At 41.7% G+C, this 16,410-nt stretch carries 14 protein-coding genes; 2 read left to right on the forward strand and 12 right to left on the reverse strand.

Translation table 11 applies throughout. The features are described 5' to 3' along the window. Nucleotides 1-49 precede the first annotated feature (49 nt). Nucleotides 50-616, forward strand: a complete 567-nt coding sequence (locus tag CXF93_RS19465) for an RDD family protein (RefSeq protein WP_101064166.1) — start codon at nucleotides 50-52, stop codon at nucleotides 614-616. Nucleotides 617-759: 143 nt separating this feature from the next. Here the strand turns inward: CXF93_RS19465 and rlmB are convergent, their stop codons facing one another. From rlmB to artP, 8 genes are all read right to left on the reverse strand, one after another. Beyond that, nucleotides 760-1,512 carry a 23S rRNA (guanosine(2251)-2'-O)-methyltransferase RlmB gene (rlmB, locus tag CXF93_RS19470; protein WP_101064167.1) on the reverse strand — a complete coding sequence of 251 codons (753 nt, stop codon included), beginning with the start codon at nucleotides 1,510-1,512 and terminating at the stop codon, nucleotides 760-762. 35 nt (nucleotides 1,513-1,547) lie between these two features. Next, nucleotides 1,548-4,067 carry a ribonuclease R gene (rnr, locus tag CXF93_RS19475; protein ID WP_101064168.1) on the reverse strand — a complete coding sequence of 840 codons (2,520 nt, stop codon included), beginning with the start codon at nucleotides 4,065-4,067 and terminating at the stop codon, nucleotides 1,548-1,550. Between the two features lie 183 nt (nucleotides 4,068-4,250). Further along, entirely contained in the window at nucleotides 4,251-5,093 is an 843-nt protein-coding gene (locus CXF93_RS19480; RefSeq protein WP_101064169.1) for a tetratricopeptide repeat protein, read from the reverse strand. 169 nt (nucleotides 5,094-5,262) lie between these two features. Beyond that, nucleotides 5,263-6,201, reverse strand: a complete 939-nt coding sequence (gene mdh, locus CXF93_RS19485; RefSeq protein WP_101064170.1) for a malate dehydrogenase — start codon at nucleotides 6,199-6,201, stop codon at nucleotides 5,263-5,265. A 259-nt stretch (nucleotides 6,202-6,460) separates the two neighbouring features. Then, the gene (gene artM / locus CXF93_RS19490; protein WP_101064171.1) at nucleotides 6,461-7,126 is read right to left on the reverse strand and encodes an arginine ABC transporter permease ArtM; all 666 of its coding nucleotides are present in this window, start codon (nucleotides 7,124-7,126) and stop codon (nucleotides 6,461-6,463) included. Then, nucleotides 7,123-7,797: an arginine ABC transporter permease ArtQ gene (artQ, locus tag CXF93_RS19495; RefSeq protein WP_101064172.1), complete on the reverse strand. Its 675-nt coding sequence runs from the start codon at nucleotides 7,795-7,797 to the stop codon at nucleotides 7,123-7,125. The genes artM and artQ overlap by 4 nt, the downstream gene beginning before the upstream one ends. Nucleotides 7,798-7,933: 136 nt before the next feature. Continuing rightward, nucleotides 7,934-8,677 (reverse strand): lysine/arginine/ornithine ABC transporter substrate-binding protein, encoded by a 744-nt coding sequence (locus CXF93_RS19500; protein WP_101064173.1) that lies wholly within the window; start codon nucleotides 8,675-8,677, stop codon nucleotides 7,934-7,936. Nucleotides 8,678-8,727: 50 nt separating this feature from the next. After that, nucleotides 8,728-9,468, reverse strand: a complete 741-nt coding sequence (gene artP, locus CXF93_RS19505; protein WP_101064174.1) for an arginine ABC transporter ATP-binding protein ArtP — start codon at nucleotides 9,466-9,468, stop codon at nucleotides 8,728-8,730. 344 nt (nucleotides 9,469-9,812) lie between these two features. Here artP and argR point away from each other — a divergent pair, with 344 nt between their 5' ends. Next, complete coding sequence (gene argR / locus CXF93_RS19510; RefSeq protein ID WP_101064175.1) at nucleotides 9,813-10,274, forward strand: transcriptional regulator ArgR; 462 nt, start codon at nucleotides 9,813-9,815, stop codon at nucleotides 10,272-10,274. 123 nt (nucleotides 10,275-10,397) lie between these two features. Here the strand turns inward: argR and CXF93_RS19515 are convergent, their stop codons facing one another. From CXF93_RS19515 to parE, 4 genes are all read right to left on the reverse strand, one after another. Continuing rightward, entirely contained in the window at nucleotides 10,398-11,468 is a 1,071-nt protein-coding gene (locus CXF93_RS19515; RefSeq protein WP_101064176.1) for an ABC transporter ATP-binding protein, read from the reverse strand. After that, entirely contained in the window at nucleotides 11,468-13,099 is a 1,632-nt protein-coding gene (locus tag CXF93_RS19520) for an iron ABC transporter permease (RefSeq protein ID WP_101064177.1), read from the reverse strand. The genes CXF93_RS19515 and CXF93_RS19520 overlap by 1 nt, the downstream gene beginning before the upstream one ends. A 144-nt stretch (nucleotides 13,100-13,243) precedes the next feature. Next, nucleotides 13,244-14,263, reverse strand: coding sequence for a Fe(3+) ABC transporter substrate-binding protein (locus CXF93_RS19525; protein ID WP_101064178.1), 1,020 nt, complete (start codon nucleotides 14,261-14,263; stop codon nucleotides 13,244-13,246). Nucleotides 14,264-14,522: 259 nt separating this feature from the next. Next, nucleotides 14,523-16,406, reverse strand: a complete 1,884-nt coding sequence (gene parE / locus CXF93_RS19530; protein ID WP_101064179.1) for a DNA topoisomerase IV subunit B — start codon at nucleotides 16,404-16,406, stop codon at nucleotides 14,523-14,525. Between the last annotated feature and the right edge of the window lie 4 nt (nucleotides 16,407-16,410).

The following is a 16,410-nucleotide window of genomic DNA, read 5'->3' on the forward strand; positions in this document are numbered from 1 at the left end:
TATCATCTAGGTCTGAACTCCAGTTAACTAACTAATTTATAGAAGCCATATGCAACCAGAACCTTCATCATCTCGTCAATATGTGGAACTTGCTACGTTAGCACAACGTTTTCAAGCCGCAGTATTAGATAAAATCGTTTTTCCGACGATTATGTTAGTGCCGTTTATTCTCGGTTTTGATTTATTGAATTTAAGTGCCGGTATCGATGAAAATTTCACGATTTCATTCGCTACTCAAGTCAAAGTTTCGTTACTTGAAATACTGCTATTTATGGCATTAAACAGCTACCTGCTAAAAGAGTACGGTCAAACCTTAGGTAAACGTATTGTTGGTATTGCGGTGGTCGGTGAGAATGGCCAACGTCTGAGCTTGCAAGACATCATCCTTAAGCGTTATCTGCCATTTTGGGTTGCGGCTTACCTGCCATTTTTTGGTTTTATCATTACTGTCAGTAACTTCCTGGCTATTTTCAGAGGTGATAAACGCCGTTGTCTGCATGATGACTTAGCCAAAACATTAGTCGTTAAGATGCCAAAAGGCACTAAAATTGCTAGCAACGACGTGCACGTCAATAGCGACGGTAAGAGCGAAGCGTCAGATGTAATGGATGCCTAGCAATACAGAACATCAATATAGCGCGTCAGCACTGATAGCCTGATGTAAAAATAAAACCATAGTTAATAAGAAAGCGTCCAAAGGACGCTTTTTTTATCTCAATTCATTGTAGTTCAACTTAATCGTAAAACTACAATTTATCGTTATTTAGCTTGGCGTTGACGCACAACTTCAAACAAACAAACACCAGCTGCTACTGATACGTTCAAGCTTGAAATACTACCAGCCATTGGGATGCTAACTAGCTCATCACAATGTTCACGCGTTAAACGACGTAGACCTTTTTCTTCCGCACCCATCGCAATTGCTAATGGACCCATTAGTTTAGGCTGATATAAATCTTGCGTTGCTTCGCCCGCAGTACCGATGATCCAGATGCGACGGTCTTGTAGTTCACGCATGGTACGTGCAAGGTTTGTCACCGCAATCAGTGGCACTGTTTCAGCTGCACCACATGCTACTTTACGTACCACAGATGTCAGTTGTACTGATTTATCTTTTGGTACGATAACAGCGTGTACACCAGCCGCATCAGCACTACGTAGACAAGCGCCTAGGTTGTGCGGATCAGTAACACCATCAAGAATCAATAAGAATGGGTGTTCTTCTTTCTCTTCAATACGGTTAAGTAACGTATCAAGATCTGATTCGTTTAGCTTTTTGCCTTCAATAACGCGTGCTAATACACCGTTATGACGGCCACCGTCGCACTTTTTATCCAGTGTATTACGATTGACTAATTGCACTGCAATACCGATATCATTTAATTCTGCGATTAACGGTGTTAGACGGTCATCTTCACGACCCTTCAGTGCATATACTTCAATGAAGCGCTCTGGTTCATGCTCCAGTAATGATTTAACTGCATGAATACCGAAAATTAGTTCACTGCTCATTGTATCTCTCTACCTTATTACTATTATTACTATTGCTATTTGTTTGCTTTTTGCTTTGAACGTTCGGCTCTACCGGGACGCGACTTAACTTTAGCTTTTACTTTCTTCTTAGCTGGTTTAGCCTTGCCCTTCGGTTTAGCGTCATCAAACGGTGATGCGCCTTTTTCAACAGTATCAACAGTTTGCGGCTTTAACTTCGCAGCAACGCGCGCTTTATCTGCCGCACTCGCCACGACTGCATCATCCGTTTTCAACTTCAATTTAGTCTTTTTGACCGGCTTTGCTTTTGTGCCTTCAGGCTTACGTTTACCAGAAAATGCAGCAGGTTTACTTTTGCTACGACGGCTGTGTGTTACCGCACCCGCAAGCTCAAGATCAATCTTCTTGTCGTTCATGTTGATCGCTAATACTTTAACTTCAACTTGATCGCCAATGCGGTATTCAACGCCACTTTTTTCGCCACGCAATGTTTGGCGTCCGCCATCAAAGTTATAATAATCACCACGTAAGCTAGATACATGTACCAAGCCATCGATGTTTAAGTTTTTGATACGAACAAAGAAACCAAAGTTTGTTACTGCAGCGATCACACCATCAAAGGTATCACCAAGGTGATCTTGCATGTATTCACACTTCAAGAAGTCTGACACATCACGCGTAGCATCATCAGCACGACGTTCTGTTAATGAGCAATGCTCACCTAATGTCTCAACATCACTCACCTGGTAGCAATAACCACCCGTGCTAGTCCAACGTTTCGTTAGTGGCGAACCAGCTTTAACTGCAGCTTGGTTAGCAAGTTCAAACTTGATTGCACGGTGTAATACTAAATCAGGGTAACGACGAATTGGCGACGTAAAGTGACCATAAGCTGTTAACGCTAAACCAAAGTGACCGTTATTTTCTTCTTGATATACCGCTTGTTTCATTGAACGTAGCAGCATAGTTTGGATAAGTTCTTTATCCGGACGATCTTGAATACTGCTAATCAAAGCAGCGTAATCAAGTGGTGTTGGTTTCAAACCGCCACCCAGCTCTAGGCCAGTTTCACTTAAGAAGCTTCTGAAGTTAACTAGCTTTTCTTCGCCTGGAGTATCATGCACACGTAATAACGCTGCCGCTTTATGCTTACTCACAAAACGCGCTGATGCAACGTTTGCTAAGATCATGCATTCTTCAATTAATTTATGTGCATCGTTACGTACAACAGGTACGATCTTGTCGATTTTACGATGTTCATTAAAGACGAAACGCGTTTCTAACGTTTCAAATTCAATTGCACCACGCTCAGAGCGTGCCACTTTCAAGACTTTGTACATGTTATGCAATTCGTGAAGATGTGGCACTACCGCTTGGTATTCAGTGCGAAGTTCAGCATCACCATCAAGAATGTTAGCTACTTTGGTATAAGTTAAACGCGCATGTGAGTTCATCACTGCTTCATAGAACTTATAACCAGATAAACGACCAGCATCAGAAACTGTCATTTCACAAACCATACATAGACGATCTACGTGTGGGTTCAATGAACATAAACCATTTGATAATACTTCTGGCAGCATAGGCACAACTTGCTCAGGGAAGTAAACTGAGTTACCTCGACCTTGTGCTTCCAGATCTAAATCTGAATTAGTTTGTACATATGAACTTACGTCAGCAATCGCTACCCATAAACGCCAGCCACCGCTTTTTTTACGTTCACAGAATACCGCATCATCGAAATCGCGTGCATCTTCACCATCAATCGTTAGCAAAGGTAAATCACGTAAATCAACACGATTTAGTTTCGCGTCTTCAGGTACTTCTGGTGACAATTCTTTCATGTCATCAAGAATATGTTCCGGCCATACGTGCGGAATATCATGTGTGCGGATCGCCACTTGAATTTCCATACCGGGTGCCATATTTTCACCCAGCACTTCTACAACTTTACCAAGTGCAGGTAAGTTATAAGTTGGACGTTTTAGAATTTCAGTCACAACCATTTGACCAGCTCGAGCACCAAGACGCTCTTCATCACTGATACGTATTTCTTGTTTAATACGGCTATCATCTGGACGTACAAAGGCAACGCCTTTATCGAGATAAACACGACCAACAAGTTGCAAAGGTTCGCCATCAAGTACACGTACAAAACGTGCTTCTTTACGGCCTTTAAACTCTTCTTTTACTGGTTGTGCCAGAATACGATCGCCATGGAATAACGTCGACATTTGACGGATAGAGATAAATAAATCTTTACCACCGTCATCTGGGCGGAAAAAGCCAAAACCATCGCGATGGCCTAATACTAGTCCTTCCAATAAATCTAAGCGTTCAGGTAATTCATAAGTTCTGTTACGAGCGAAAATCAACTGCCCATCACGCTCCATCGCACGTAAGCGACGACGTAAAGCTTCTTCGTGTTCATCACCTGCTAATTTTAATCCAGCAAATATTTGCTCACGATTAATCGAATTTTCTAGGCTACGAAGATAATCAAGAATAAATTCTCGACTAGGAATTGGATTGCTGTATTTTTCCTGCTCACGCGTATGGAAAGGGTCTTTACTCATAGAAGGTCCAAATTGGTAGGAATATCGTTCGGATTATATACCCAAACCACATTAGGATACAGTTTTGTACCCTAAGTAAGTCGGTATACGAGAAGGATAGTAATAAATGAGCATAGGATCGAATCGAAACTAACTCTAATTGACTATTCAGTTAGCGCCGATAACATATTTAATGCCCTGTGGTTACTGATATTTAGCAGCATTCTTTGCTGCTATAACTACACGTTCAGGCATTCTATTTTCTAATTGGGCTAATAATCGGGCTAATTTTTCGTGCATCTTAGCATCTGCCGTCACGGTATTATACAAATAACTGTAGGCGGTTTGATAATCATAAGGGCTGCCATAACCTCGTACGAGCAACTCGGCCCACTGTATTTTAGCAGGTAAAAAACCGAGTTTCGCCGACTGCTCAAATAACGGCAGCGCCCGGTCGATATCTTGTTGCACAAATTGACCTTGCACATAATAACGACCCAGTTGCTCTAATGCTCTAGGCTGACCTTGACTGGCAGCAGCACGCATGAAGTAAACGCCGAGTTCGGCATTCTTATCTACACACACACCCCAAGCTAGCATATCACCCCATAAAAATTGATAGCTTGGCAACTTCACTAATTCAGCACGGACTTTAATATCAGCAACAAGCTGACATTCATCTGCACGCACTCGTTGTAGATGGGTATTTGCGCCGATTAATTGGTTTAATTCATCATCACTATATAACTCAACCGCACTGGGGAAATCGCTATACTTAGTTTTAGTGTTACCGGCTTCTTCAGCTGCAACAGCGCGCTTGCCACTGTCGGTGATACGTTGTTCTTTTTCGCCAACCGGTTTACTTGCTAGCGACTTACTTGCCGCCTGCTTGCTTGAAACTGGCATACTTGATATTAGCGAGTCACCGCTGTTTTCCGCTGCAAGCACATTAACACCAGACACAGATACACTCGCTATTACCACGCATAATACCGCTTTCACGTGACGGTAAATTGTTGTTAATTTCGTTATCGGTGTTGTAAGCATATCAATGAACCTAAGCGATTATGTGTGGCGATCACAATTACTGTGATAATAGACTGTGGTAATAGATATATCGGCCAAAGTATCGTTTTCTTAAATAAAAAAAACCCAAGTTACGATAACTTGGGTTTCAATTTTAATCACCATTAACCTAAACGGCTAATAATAATGATTAACCAGCAACGAATTCTTCACCTAAGGTGATGTTCGCTTTTAGTTCTTCTAACATTGCATCACGTGCGTTAGCTTCAAATTCGCTTAACTCGCCGTATGCTAATACTTCTTCGACGCCGTTTTTACCTAGTAGTACAGGTTGTGCGAAGAATGTAGCGTGATCAGAACCACCGTCAACATAAGTACACTCAACGATACCTTCTTCACCTTGTAGTGCGCGAACAAGAGATAGACCGAAACGTGCAGCTGCTTGGCCCATAGAAAGTGTCGCAGAACCGCCACCCGCTTTAGCTTCAACAACTTCAGTACCCGCATTTTGGATACGTGATGTTAATGCAACAACTTCTTCAGCTGTAAATTCAACACCTTTAACTTGAGAAAGTAACGGTAGAATTGTAACGCCTGAGTGACCACCAATAACCGGTACTTCAACGTCAGCAAGTGAGATGCCTTTAAGCGCACTAACAAAAGTTTCAGAACGAATCACATCCAGCGTGGTAATACCGAATAATTTACGTTTGTCGTAAACACCGGCTTGCTTAAGTACTTCTGCAGCGATTGGCACAGTCGTATTTACTGGGTTAGTAATGATACCGATACATGCATTTGGGCATACTTCAGCACATTTACCTGCTAGATTTTTGATAATGCCAGCATTGATATTGAATAGATCTGAACGGTCCATACCTGGTTTACGAGCAACACCCGCAGAGATAAGAACAACATCAGCACCAACAAGTGCATCCGTTGGATCCATACCAGCAAAACCAGCAATAGTAACGTCTGTAGGGATGTGGCTTAAATCAACAGCAACACCTGGAGTTACTGGTGCGATATCATAAAGTGATAAATCAGAACCAGCAGGTAGTTGAGTTTTCAAAAGTAGGGCTAAAGCTTGACCGATACCGCCAGCAGCACCTAATACAGCGACTTTCATAGACGTCTCCATTATCTTAATTGTTTATGTAGAATACAATATTCACAAATTCCTTGAATCACTGCTACCTTACTGCAACATTGACGAAAAAACAATTAACAACGCCGATATGCAGGGTAAATAATGCATTACACTGGCGTTTTAAAGCGTTGGCTTTCTATCTGACAGGAATTGGCTTTCAGGTGAAATGAATATACTGGTTCATCTATTTCGCTGCTAATCAGCAATGACGAAATAAATGAACCGATAACAACATCAATTACGATTGAAACGCGAGGGCTTTTTTCTCTAACTGTTTAAAGATTAATACTAAAATACCATTCATGCCTAAGTAGATAATACCCGCAGCAGAAAAGGCCATTAACGCATCATAGGTTTGGCCATTGATTTGATTAGCATAACCCATCACATCCATGATGGTAATTGAACTGGCTAATGACGTGCCCTTCAGTACCAAAATCACTTCGTTAGAATAAGACGGTAATACACGGCGCAGCGCATGCGGCACGATAACCGCGAGCGTTTGTCCCCGCGTCATACCAAGGGCTTTACAGGCATCCCATTCACCGCGTGGCACAGATTCAATCGCACCTTTAAATAAAAGTGATGAATAAGCCGCGGTATTAAAGGCTAAGGCAATAATAGCGCAAATTTTCGCTTGGCTTAGGTAATCCCATAAAAAGCTATGTCTAATCACTTCAAACTGCGATGGGCCGCTGTAAACCAAAAATATTTGGATCAGTAATGGCGTACCAGTAAAGATTAAAATAATAGTCCGGGCTAATAAATTTAATCCAGGGATCTTATTGACCATCGCCAGCGTTAAACCGACCGCAAGGATAGAGCCAAATAATAAACTAAAAAAGGTAATTTCCAGCGTCGTGCTCAAGCCGTTAAATAATAACCAGAAGTGATCTAACGTCATTTTGCTACTCCGGCATCAAAACGGTTAATGTGATTATCAAGGTGCTTTAACATCCATTGACTAATCAAGGTAATAATCAGGTAAATCGCCGCCGCCGCAACTAAAAAGGTAAATGGCTTATAAGTACTGCCTGATAATAAATCCGCTTGCTTCATCAAGTCTGTCACACCAATGAGGGAAACTAAGGCGGTATCTTTTAATAATACCATCCACTGATTGCCTAAACCCGGCAGCGCTAAACGCCATGCTTGCGGTAAGGTAATACGCAGGAAGCAACGAACTGGGCCCATACCAAGTGCTTGAGCGCCTTGTTGCTGACCTTTTGGTACTGATTGAATCGCCGCACGCAAGGTTTGCGAGGCATAAGAAGCAAAGATAAGCGACAAAGCAACCACACCACTCCAGAACGGACTGATGTCATAAAATTCATCGGTTAATAAAAACAGAATATGGGTGCCACCGAAGAAGATAAAGAACACAATCAAGATCTCAGGTAAGCCACGCAATATCGTCACAAACAAGCTAATCGGCTTGGCAATCAATGGGTTCTTTTGCATTTCTGCAACACAGAATAGAATAGCGAGAACCAAGCCAACCAACAAGGATGTTAGCGCCAGGCCAAGGGTGATTTTTGTTGCATCCAATAATAATTGAAGCTGCAAAAGATCCATAAAAACTCCGGAACGTAAAAACAAAAAGTGCCCCTAAAAGGCACTTTAAAATGAATTATCTCGTGACCACAATAACTTGACTATTATGCCCTGATATTGCAAACCAAATCAGGTCGAGATTAAACACTGTTATCTGTTATTTAGCAAAGTATTTTGCGTAAATCTTATCGTAAGTACCGTTCGCTTTAATTGCTTGCAAACCTTTGTTCAGTTTAGCTAATAATTCAGCGTTATCTTTACGTACTGCGATAGCAAAACCAGCACCAAAGTATTTCGCGTCAGTCACGGCTTTACCAACTGTTTCGTAGTTACCATCACTGTGCTTGCTCAACCAATCATGGGCAACAGCAGAGTCAGCGAACACACCGTTAATACGACCATTTTTAAGGTCTAGAAATGCTTTTTGGTATGATGGGAAGTTAAGTAATAATACTTTTTCATCCGCATATGTGTCAGTCATGTAAGCTTGGTGAGAGGTACCATTTTGTACACCTACTGCTTTACCTGATAAATCAGCAACAACATTATACTTGCCTTTTTCAGCAACTAATACCGCTGAGTTCTCGTAATAAACATCAGAAAAATCAACTTGTTTTTGACGTGCTGGTGTTACATCCATTGCGGCAATAGCGGCATCATAACGGCGGAATTTCAGGCTTGGGATCAAACTATCAAACGACTGATTAGCAAAACTACATTCCGCTTTTAATTCACTGCAAACTGCGCGGGCGATATCAATATCAAAACCTTGGAATTCGTTGTTTGCATCCATCATTTCAAACGGAGGATACGTTGCTTCAGTAACAAATTTGATTTGTTCTGCGGCTGTTACTTGCGCGGCGGCTGAAGTTAGAATTAATGCTGTTAATAGTTTTTTCATTTGGGTCGTCCTATTCCTAATATTTTTAATCATCTAATGTTTTAAATAAACTAATGTGTTAGATAATGTGTGAATTGTGGCGTTTGCGGTTTCTGGAAGTGCTCTGCACCACCAAATTCAACAATTTCACCGCTTTCAAGATAACATACCTGACTAGCGACCTTACGCGCGAAGTCCACTTCGTGCGTAACGACAACCTGAGTAATACCTGTGATTGCCAGTGATTTAATGATTTCAGCTACTTGGTTGGTCACCTCTGGATCTAACGCCGCAGTAGGTTCATCAAATAGCAGTACTTCTGGTTTCATCATTAAGGCACGTGCAATCGCCACACGTTGCTGTTGACCACCGGATAAGGCTAATGGAAATACATCGGCTTTATCCGTTAGTTGTAATTGCTCAAGGATCTTCATGGCCTCTTCACGAGCATGTTGTTTTGTTTGCTTTAAAATCTTAACCGGTGCTTCAATTAAGTTATCCATCACAGACATATGTGGCCATAGGTTGTATTGTTGAAAGACCATACCGACTTTCTGTCTGAGCATCTGACTACGCTTGATTAATTTTTTATCACTGAGCTTGGTAGAAAAATCAAATGTTTCACCGGCAATGCTGATTGAACCATTATCTGGCGTATCAAGTAAGTTAAGGACGCGCAGTAAAGAACTCTTACCGGCACCACTTGGACCAAGCAGAACTAAGGTCTCGCCTTTGGCACATTTAAGGTCGATGTTTTGTAACACATCAAGTTGACCCCAAGATTTACAGATGTTTTTTAATTCGATGCTCATAATGATAACTGAATATAATTGCACTAGATGCGATTATAATAACCGAATAAACTTCTAAATCAACATATATATTCACTTTAATTCGTTTTTTATGCAAAAAATCCGAATTAACCAAATTAGCTAGATAAAATATACCCGGCTGGTATCATATGCATAATTATTCAGTTCATCGCGACTCAAGTTCATTTACTATTCACATGAATGATTTAGTCACTGATTTTATAAGAAGTTATAAAACAGTTATGAATAGGCTATAAAACTAGCCAAGGTTTCATTATAAAATTACATTGAATTTAGCATTAGCAGCTTGAATTATAGATGAATCAACTGACATGGTAACAAATATGAGTGAAAAACAAGATCAACTAGTAAAAGCATTTAAAGGTTTATTGAAAGAAGAGCATCTGGGCTCACAAGGCGAGATTGTCGATGCGCTTAAAGACCAAGGCTTTGATAGTGTCAATCAATCAAAAGTATCACGCATGCTCAGCAAGTTTGGTGCCGTACGCACCCGCAATGCCAAAGATGAAATGGTATATTGCCTACCTGCAGAGTTAGGTGTGCCCACCATTAGCAGCCAACTAAAAAACCTAGTATTAGATATTAGCCATAATGAATGCTTGATTGTGATCCAAACAAGCCCAGGCTCAGCGCAATTGATCGCACGTTTATTAGATTCATTAGGGCGTACAGAAGGTATTTTAGGGACGATTGCGGGCGATGATACTATTTTCATTACCCCAACTAGCACCAGTATTATTACCGAAGTAGATAACGCAGTAAAAGAGTTATTCGAATATATCTAACAGTAAGCACAAACAACTGCGAAGCTGAGTTACATGTTTGGCGCTGATATTTATCACGCCAAACATGTCTCTTTATAAGTCCTTAGCTGTTTAAAGTCCTCAACAACGAAAAGCCCTTAGCCATTAATCACGATCAAACAACACCAAATCATGTTCTGCCACCGTCACATTGACCATATCGCCAACCTGCATAGGTTGTTGCATCGATACCGATAATTCCAAACACCCCTCCCCTAGCGTTTTATCTGCTAAACAGATCGTACAATGCGTCGTCATGCCTAAGAATTGTTGTTGGCTGATAGTAGCAATACCCTGCTCCACGACTTGTAACTGTAATTGCTGTGGGCGTATTGCTAACAGTTTATGCTCACCAATCGCTGCGGTTAATGCTTTTTTACTGGTGATCACACCTAATACCGTTTGCACACTGTAGTCATCTAATACCACAGCATCTAAGTAATTCACCTTACCTAAGAAATCAGCAACAAAACGCGTGGCGGGCTGATTATATAACTCGCTTGGCGTACCCAGCTGCTCAATTTTACCTTGATGGAAAACAGCTAAACGATCCGCAAAAGCAAACGCTTCTTCTTTACTGTGAGTAACAAAAATAGCGCTCATGTTATGCGACTTAAGCAATCCGCGCATCTCTTCAATCAAGTGATGACGTACTTGGCTATCAATATTAGAGAAAGGTTCATCGAGTAATAACAACTCTGGAGAACTGGCTAACGCACGGGCAATTGCCACACGTTGTTGCTGACCACCAGATAGCTGATGTGGATAACGGTCAGCGAATTCGCTCAAATTAACTAATTTAAGCACATAATCCAGCGTCTCTTTTTGCTTTGCCTTGGTTTGTTTATATTGGCTAAACAAGACATTATCTGTCACCGTCAAATGTGGGAATAATGCGTAATCCTGAAAAATCATACCGACGTTACGCTTTTCAGGCGCCAGATTAAGCTCCGAATTATCAACCACCTGACCATTAATCTCGATACTGCCTTGAGTTGGTGGTAATAACCCAGCAATCAATTTCAATGTCGTGGTTTTACCACAGCCGCTTGGCCCTAATAAACACAAGATTTCATTTTTGCCTAAATCTAGATCCAGTCCCGTTAAAATATCAACGCCAGCATAACTACAATGTAGATCTGAAATACGTAAAGCAAGTGAAGAAGATGTAGTCATCAATGCTGTTGCTCCAAAGAACGGTTTAAGAAAATAAGCGGAATGAGTCCAACTAACACGATCACAATTGCCGCCAGTGCTGCCTGCTCTAACATTTCATCAGAAGCAAACTGGAAGACGTAAGTAGCGAGTGTTTCATAGTTAAACGGACGTAATAGTAAGGCAGTTGGCAGTTCTTTCATTGATTCAATGAACACCAACAAAAAACCAGCCAGTATACCTTTACGGATCAACGGAATGTGCACTTTACGGATCATGCTATGCGGACTGTGTCCCAGTGTGCGCGTCACCATATCCAACGACGGTGATATCTTATCAATACTGCTTTCAATCGAGCCCACCGCAATTGCTGAAAAGCGAATAAGATACGCAAAAATAAGCGCAAAGGTGGTGCCGGTAAAGACTAAACCAGGGGTCCAGTCCCATAACAGCTCAGTGATATCATTGAGTAAAAAGTCGGCCGAGGTCAACGGGATAATAATACCAATCGCCAATACAGTACCAGGCAACGCATAACCCATGGTGCTAATACGTGCCGGGATAGCCGCGTATTTAGTACCGACTAAACGACGGTATAAACCCAGTAATACCGCGCAAAAAACCGCTAAGCTAGCCACAATAACCGCCAGAATTAAACTGTTGGCGCTGTATTGAAAAAACTCTTCGGTCCAAGACTCAGCAAAATAGTGCCAAGCATAATTCACTAACACCGCAAACGGTAATAAGAAGCCAGCAAATACCAGCAACCAACACCAAGTCATTGCTAATACTTTCGCACCGCCAGTTAACTGATAACGCACTTCTTGTTCATGTAACATGCTTTTTTGAAATACTTGCTGTTTACGACGCGCGAAACGCTCTAAACCGACAAATAATAAGATCACCGATAATGTCATCACCGATAATTGCGCTGCCGCCGTTAAACTGCCATAACCAATCCATGTATCGTAAACCGCGGTGGTTAAAGTATTAACCGCAAAATAGTTCACCGTAGCAAAATCAGCCACCGTTTCCATCGCCACTAGCGATAAACCCACCGCGATCGCAGGACGTGCCAGCGGCAGAGATACCCGTAGACAACTCGACAAGGGTGAACTGCCCAACATACGACTGGCTTGAATAAGGCTGGTTGATTGTTCGAGGAATGAGGTACGGGCTAATAAATACAGATAAGGGTATAACACCAAAGCTAAAACAGTTGCCGCGCCAGGAATGGTACGAATATCAAAGAACCAATAATCACTGGCATTTTGCCAACCAAAGACACCACGTAAAGCGATTTGCACAGGGCCGGCATAATCAAACATATCAGTATAAATATAAGCGACGATATACGCAGGCATGGCCATTGGTAACATCAACGCCCATTGTAAGCTTTTACGGCCAGGGAAATCACACATGGCAATAAGCCAGGCAGCAGGTAACGCAATAATGCTACTGATTAAACAAACCAGAAACACCAGAATAAGGGTATTTTGAACATAATCGAGGAGAACGGTATCAATAAGATGTTGAAAAACATCTGCACTGGGACCTATAGCTTGATAAAACAAAGCTGCAATAGGTAGCGCTAACATGATCGCAATAAACCAACTACTAGAGTGCCAAGAAAAGGCTAACTTATGATTCATGAACGGAAAAATAACTCCTGTTTAGATACGCGAAAAGGTTGGCGAGTTACAAAGTAACTTTACCAACCTTTAAATCAGTCTATTAACAACCTATTAAGCTGCAACATCAACTGTTAACCCCATCGAATCTAGGGATATAGTATTCTACAAGTCGAACTTAACTTCATCAAGTAGTCTTAGTGCAGCTTTACGATGTTTTGCAATTTCTGCGACTGGCATGTAATCCGCATTGAATTCACCCCAAGATGAAACTAACTCAGATGCTTGGATACCGGCTTTAACTGGGTATTCCATGTTAACGTCAGCATACATATGTTGAGCTTTCGCGCCAGATAGGTATTCCATTAGCTTAACGGCATTACCTTTGTTCGGTGCGTATTTCGCTAATACCATACCAGAAACATTCACGTGTGCGCCGTGGTTTTCTTGGTTAGGGAAGTTAATGTTAACCGCTTCAGCCCAAGCAACTTGCTTTGGATCGCTGAGCATTTTACCTAGGTAGTAGCTGTTACCAAGTGCAACGCTACAAACGCCTTCTTTAATTGCTTTAACTTGGGCACGATCGTTACCTTGTGGTTTACGTGCTAAGTTAGCTTTAAGACCTTCTAACCATACTTTCGCTTCTGCTTCACCGTGATGCGAAATCATCGATGAAATAAGTGCTACATTGTATGGGTGTTTGCCTGAACGTGTACAGATTTGACCTTTATATTTCGGGTCTGCAAGTTCTTCATAAGTGATGTTAGCAACGTCGCCATACACTTCACGTGATGTGTAAATATTACGCACTCTAGATGTAAGAGCAAACCATTCGCCATCTGGGTCACGATATTGCGCAGGGATGTTATCTTCTAATACGTCGCTTGATACTGGTTGTGTAACTCCAAAATCAACAGCTTCAACTAAGCGGCTGATATCTGTTGTTAGTAATAGATCGGCTTTTGATAAACGACCTTCACGTTTCATTCTATCTGCCAGTCCTTTCTTAGCAAAAACAATGTTGACCTTAACACCAGTATCTTTAGTGTATTGTTCAAGGATCGGATTAAGCAAATTCGCTTGGCGATTTGAATAAATATTAACTTCTTCACTAGCAAAAGCTGTAGCGCTCATCAGTGACGTTGTTAATGCCAAAGCAGATAAACCAAATATTCCCTTTTTCATCCTTACCTCTAAATACGAATTGTTTACATTATGAAATGGAGTCTATAAGAATCGTGCAATGAGCACAAGTCTAAATGATAATAATTATCAAAAAGATTAACATAGATCAAAACAGCGGGATAAATTTAAACAATATGCATAAACGGGGATTAAAAAAATGGCTACAATCAATGTAGCCATATCTAAAGTAAAGAGTCTAATGGTAGAGAGTCTAAGCTGGACAGTCTGAATGACCGATTACTCAATTAGTACAACGCGACTATCTAGGCATATCGCCTTTGTCTTCTAACCAAGTACGACGATCTGCAGAACGTTTTTTCGCTAACAGCATATCCATCATCGCGAATGTTTCATCTGCGTTATCTACAGTCAATCGCACCAGACGGCGAGTATTCGGATCCATGGTCGTTTCACGCAATTGCAGCGGGTTCATTTCACCCAAGCCTTTAAAGCGTTGCACATTGACTTTACCGCGTTTTTTCTCGGCTTCGATGCGATCAAGAATACCGTTTTTCTCGGATTCATCTAAGGCATAAAACACTTCTTTACCGATATCTATACGGTATAACGGCGGCATAGCAACAAACGCATGTCCCGCATCAACCATGGCTCTAAAGTGCTTATAGAACAGCGCACACAGCAAGGTGGCAATATGCAGACCATCGGAATCGGCATCCGCTAAGATACAGATCTTGCCATAACGTAATCCAGAAATATCATCCGAGTCAGGGTCAATACCCAGCGCCACAGAGATATCATGTACCTCTTGTGATGCCAATACTTGCGAAGAGTCCACTTCCCAGGTATTCAAGATCTTACCACGCAGTGGCATCACCGCTTGAAATTCACGATCACGGGCTTGTTTTGCCGAACCACCAGCAGAGTCACCTTCCACTAAAAAAAGTTCCGAACGCATCGGATCTTGACCAGAACAATCGGTCAATTTACCCGGTAAGGCTGGACCACTAGTGATACGTTTACGCGCTACTTTTTTACTTGCTTTTAAGCGTTTCTGGGCATTGTTAATGCATAAATCAGCCAACAGTTCAGCCAGATCAGTGTGTGAGTTTAACCATAATGAAAACGAATCTTTAACTACACCAGACACAAAGGCTGCGCACTGACGTGATGACAAACGTTCTTTAGTTTGCCCAGCAAATTGCGGGTCTTGCATTTTAACCGACAAGATATAAGAACAACGATCCCAAATATCATCCGGTGTTAACTTCACGCCTCGTGGCAATAAATTACGGAATTCACAGAACTCACGCATGGCATCCAGTAAACCTTGGCGTAAACCATTGACATGGGTACCACCGAGCGCTGTTGGGATCAAGTTAACATAACTTTCAGTAACCGATTCGCCACCTTCAGGTAGCCAGATAACGGCCCAATCGGCGGCTTCATTATTCGCCGAAAAACTACCGACAAAAGGAGCTTCAGGTAATGTTGGCCACTTATCTAGCGACTCCATTAAGTAGTCTTCGAGGCCTTTTTCAAAACACCAAACATGCTTTTCTTTATTAACTTTGTCATCAAACTTAATGTTCAAACCAGGGCACAGTACCGCTTTGGCGCGTAAATTATGCATCAAACGTTTAGACGAAAAATTACCCGAGTCAAAATAACTCGCATCCGGCCAGAAATGTACTTTGGTACCCGTGGTGCGGATACCTATGGTACCAATCACTTCTAGCTCAGAAACTTTTTCACCATGTTCAAAGGCAATTTGATAAATTTGACCACCACGTCGAATGGTAATTTCAACGCGTTTAGATAAGGCATTTACTACCGAAATACCAACACCGTGTAAACCACCGGAAAATTGATAACTGTCGTTGGAGAATTTGCCACCGGCATGTAACTTAGATAAAATCAGCTCAACACCACTCACACCTTCCACCGGGTGAATATCGACAGGCATACCACGACCATCATCGCTCACTTCTAACGATTGGTCAGCATGCAAGGTAACTGAAATATTCTGCGCATGACCAGCTAACGCTTCATCGACACTGTTATCGATAACTTCTTGGCCAAGGTGATTAGGACGTACTGTGTCGGTATACATACCGGGTCTGCGGCGTACTGGTTCGAGACCATTTAGGACTTCAATCGAGCCCGCATTATATTCTTGAGTCATGAGT

This window comes from Moritella sp. Urea-trap-13 (assembly GCF_002836355.1).
In the GTDB taxonomy this organism is placed as follows: Bacteria; Pseudomonadota; Gammaproteobacteria; order Enterobacterales; family Moritellaceae; genus Moritella.

Bases quoted from the DNA above. Each gene is read 5' to 3' on its own strand.
- CXF93_RS19465 (WP_101064166.1), top strand. From the start codon at position 50: ATGCAACCAGAACCTTCATCATCTCGTCAATATGTGGAACTTGCTACG.
- rlmB (WP_101064167.1), bottom strand. From the start codon at position 1,512: ATGAGCAGTGAACTAATTTTCGGTATTCATGCAGTTAAATCATTACTG.
- rnr (WP_101064168.1), bottom strand. From the start codon at position 4,067: ATGAGTAAAGACCCTTTCCATACGCGTGAGCAGGAAAAATACAGCAAT.
- CXF93_RS19480 (WP_101064169.1), bottom strand. From the start codon at position 5,093: ATGCTTACAACACCGATAACGAAATTAACAACAATTTACCGTCACGTG.
- mdh (WP_101064170.1), bottom strand. From the start codon at position 6,201: ATGAAAGTCGCTGTATTAGGTGCTGCTGGCGGTATCGGTCAAGCTTTA.
- artM (WP_101064171.1), bottom strand. From the start codon at position 7,126: ATGACGTTAGATCACTTCTGGTTATTATTTAACGGCTTGAGCACGACG.
- artQ (WP_101064172.1), bottom strand. From the start codon at position 7,797: ATGGATCTTTTGCAGCTTCAATTATTATTGGATGCAACAAAAATCACC.
- CXF93_RS19500 (WP_101064173.1), bottom strand. From the start codon at position 8,677: ATGAAAAAACTATTAACAGCATTAATTCTAACTTCAGCCGCCGCGCAA.
- artP (WP_101064174.1), bottom strand. From the start codon at position 9,468: ATGAGCATCGAATTAAAAAACATCTGTAAATCTTGGGGTCAACTTGAT.
- argR (WP_101064175.1), top strand. From the start codon at position 9,813: ATGAGTGAAAAACAAGATCAACTAGTAAAAGCATTTAAAGGTTTATTG.
- CXF93_RS19515 (WP_101064176.1), bottom strand. From the start codon at position 11,468: ATGACTACATCTTCTTCACTTGCTTTACGTATTTCAGATCTACATTGT.
- CXF93_RS19520 (WP_101064177.1), bottom strand. From the start codon at position 13,099: ATGAATCATAAGTTAGCCTTTTCTTGGCACTCTAGTAGTTGGTTTATT.
- CXF93_RS19525 (WP_101064178.1), bottom strand. From the start codon at position 14,263: ATGAAAAAGGGAATATTTGGTTTATCTGCTTTGGCATTAACAACGTCA.
- parE (WP_101064179.1), bottom strand. From the start codon at position 16,406: ATGACTCAAGAATATAATGCGGGCTCGATTGAAGTCCTAAATGGTCTC.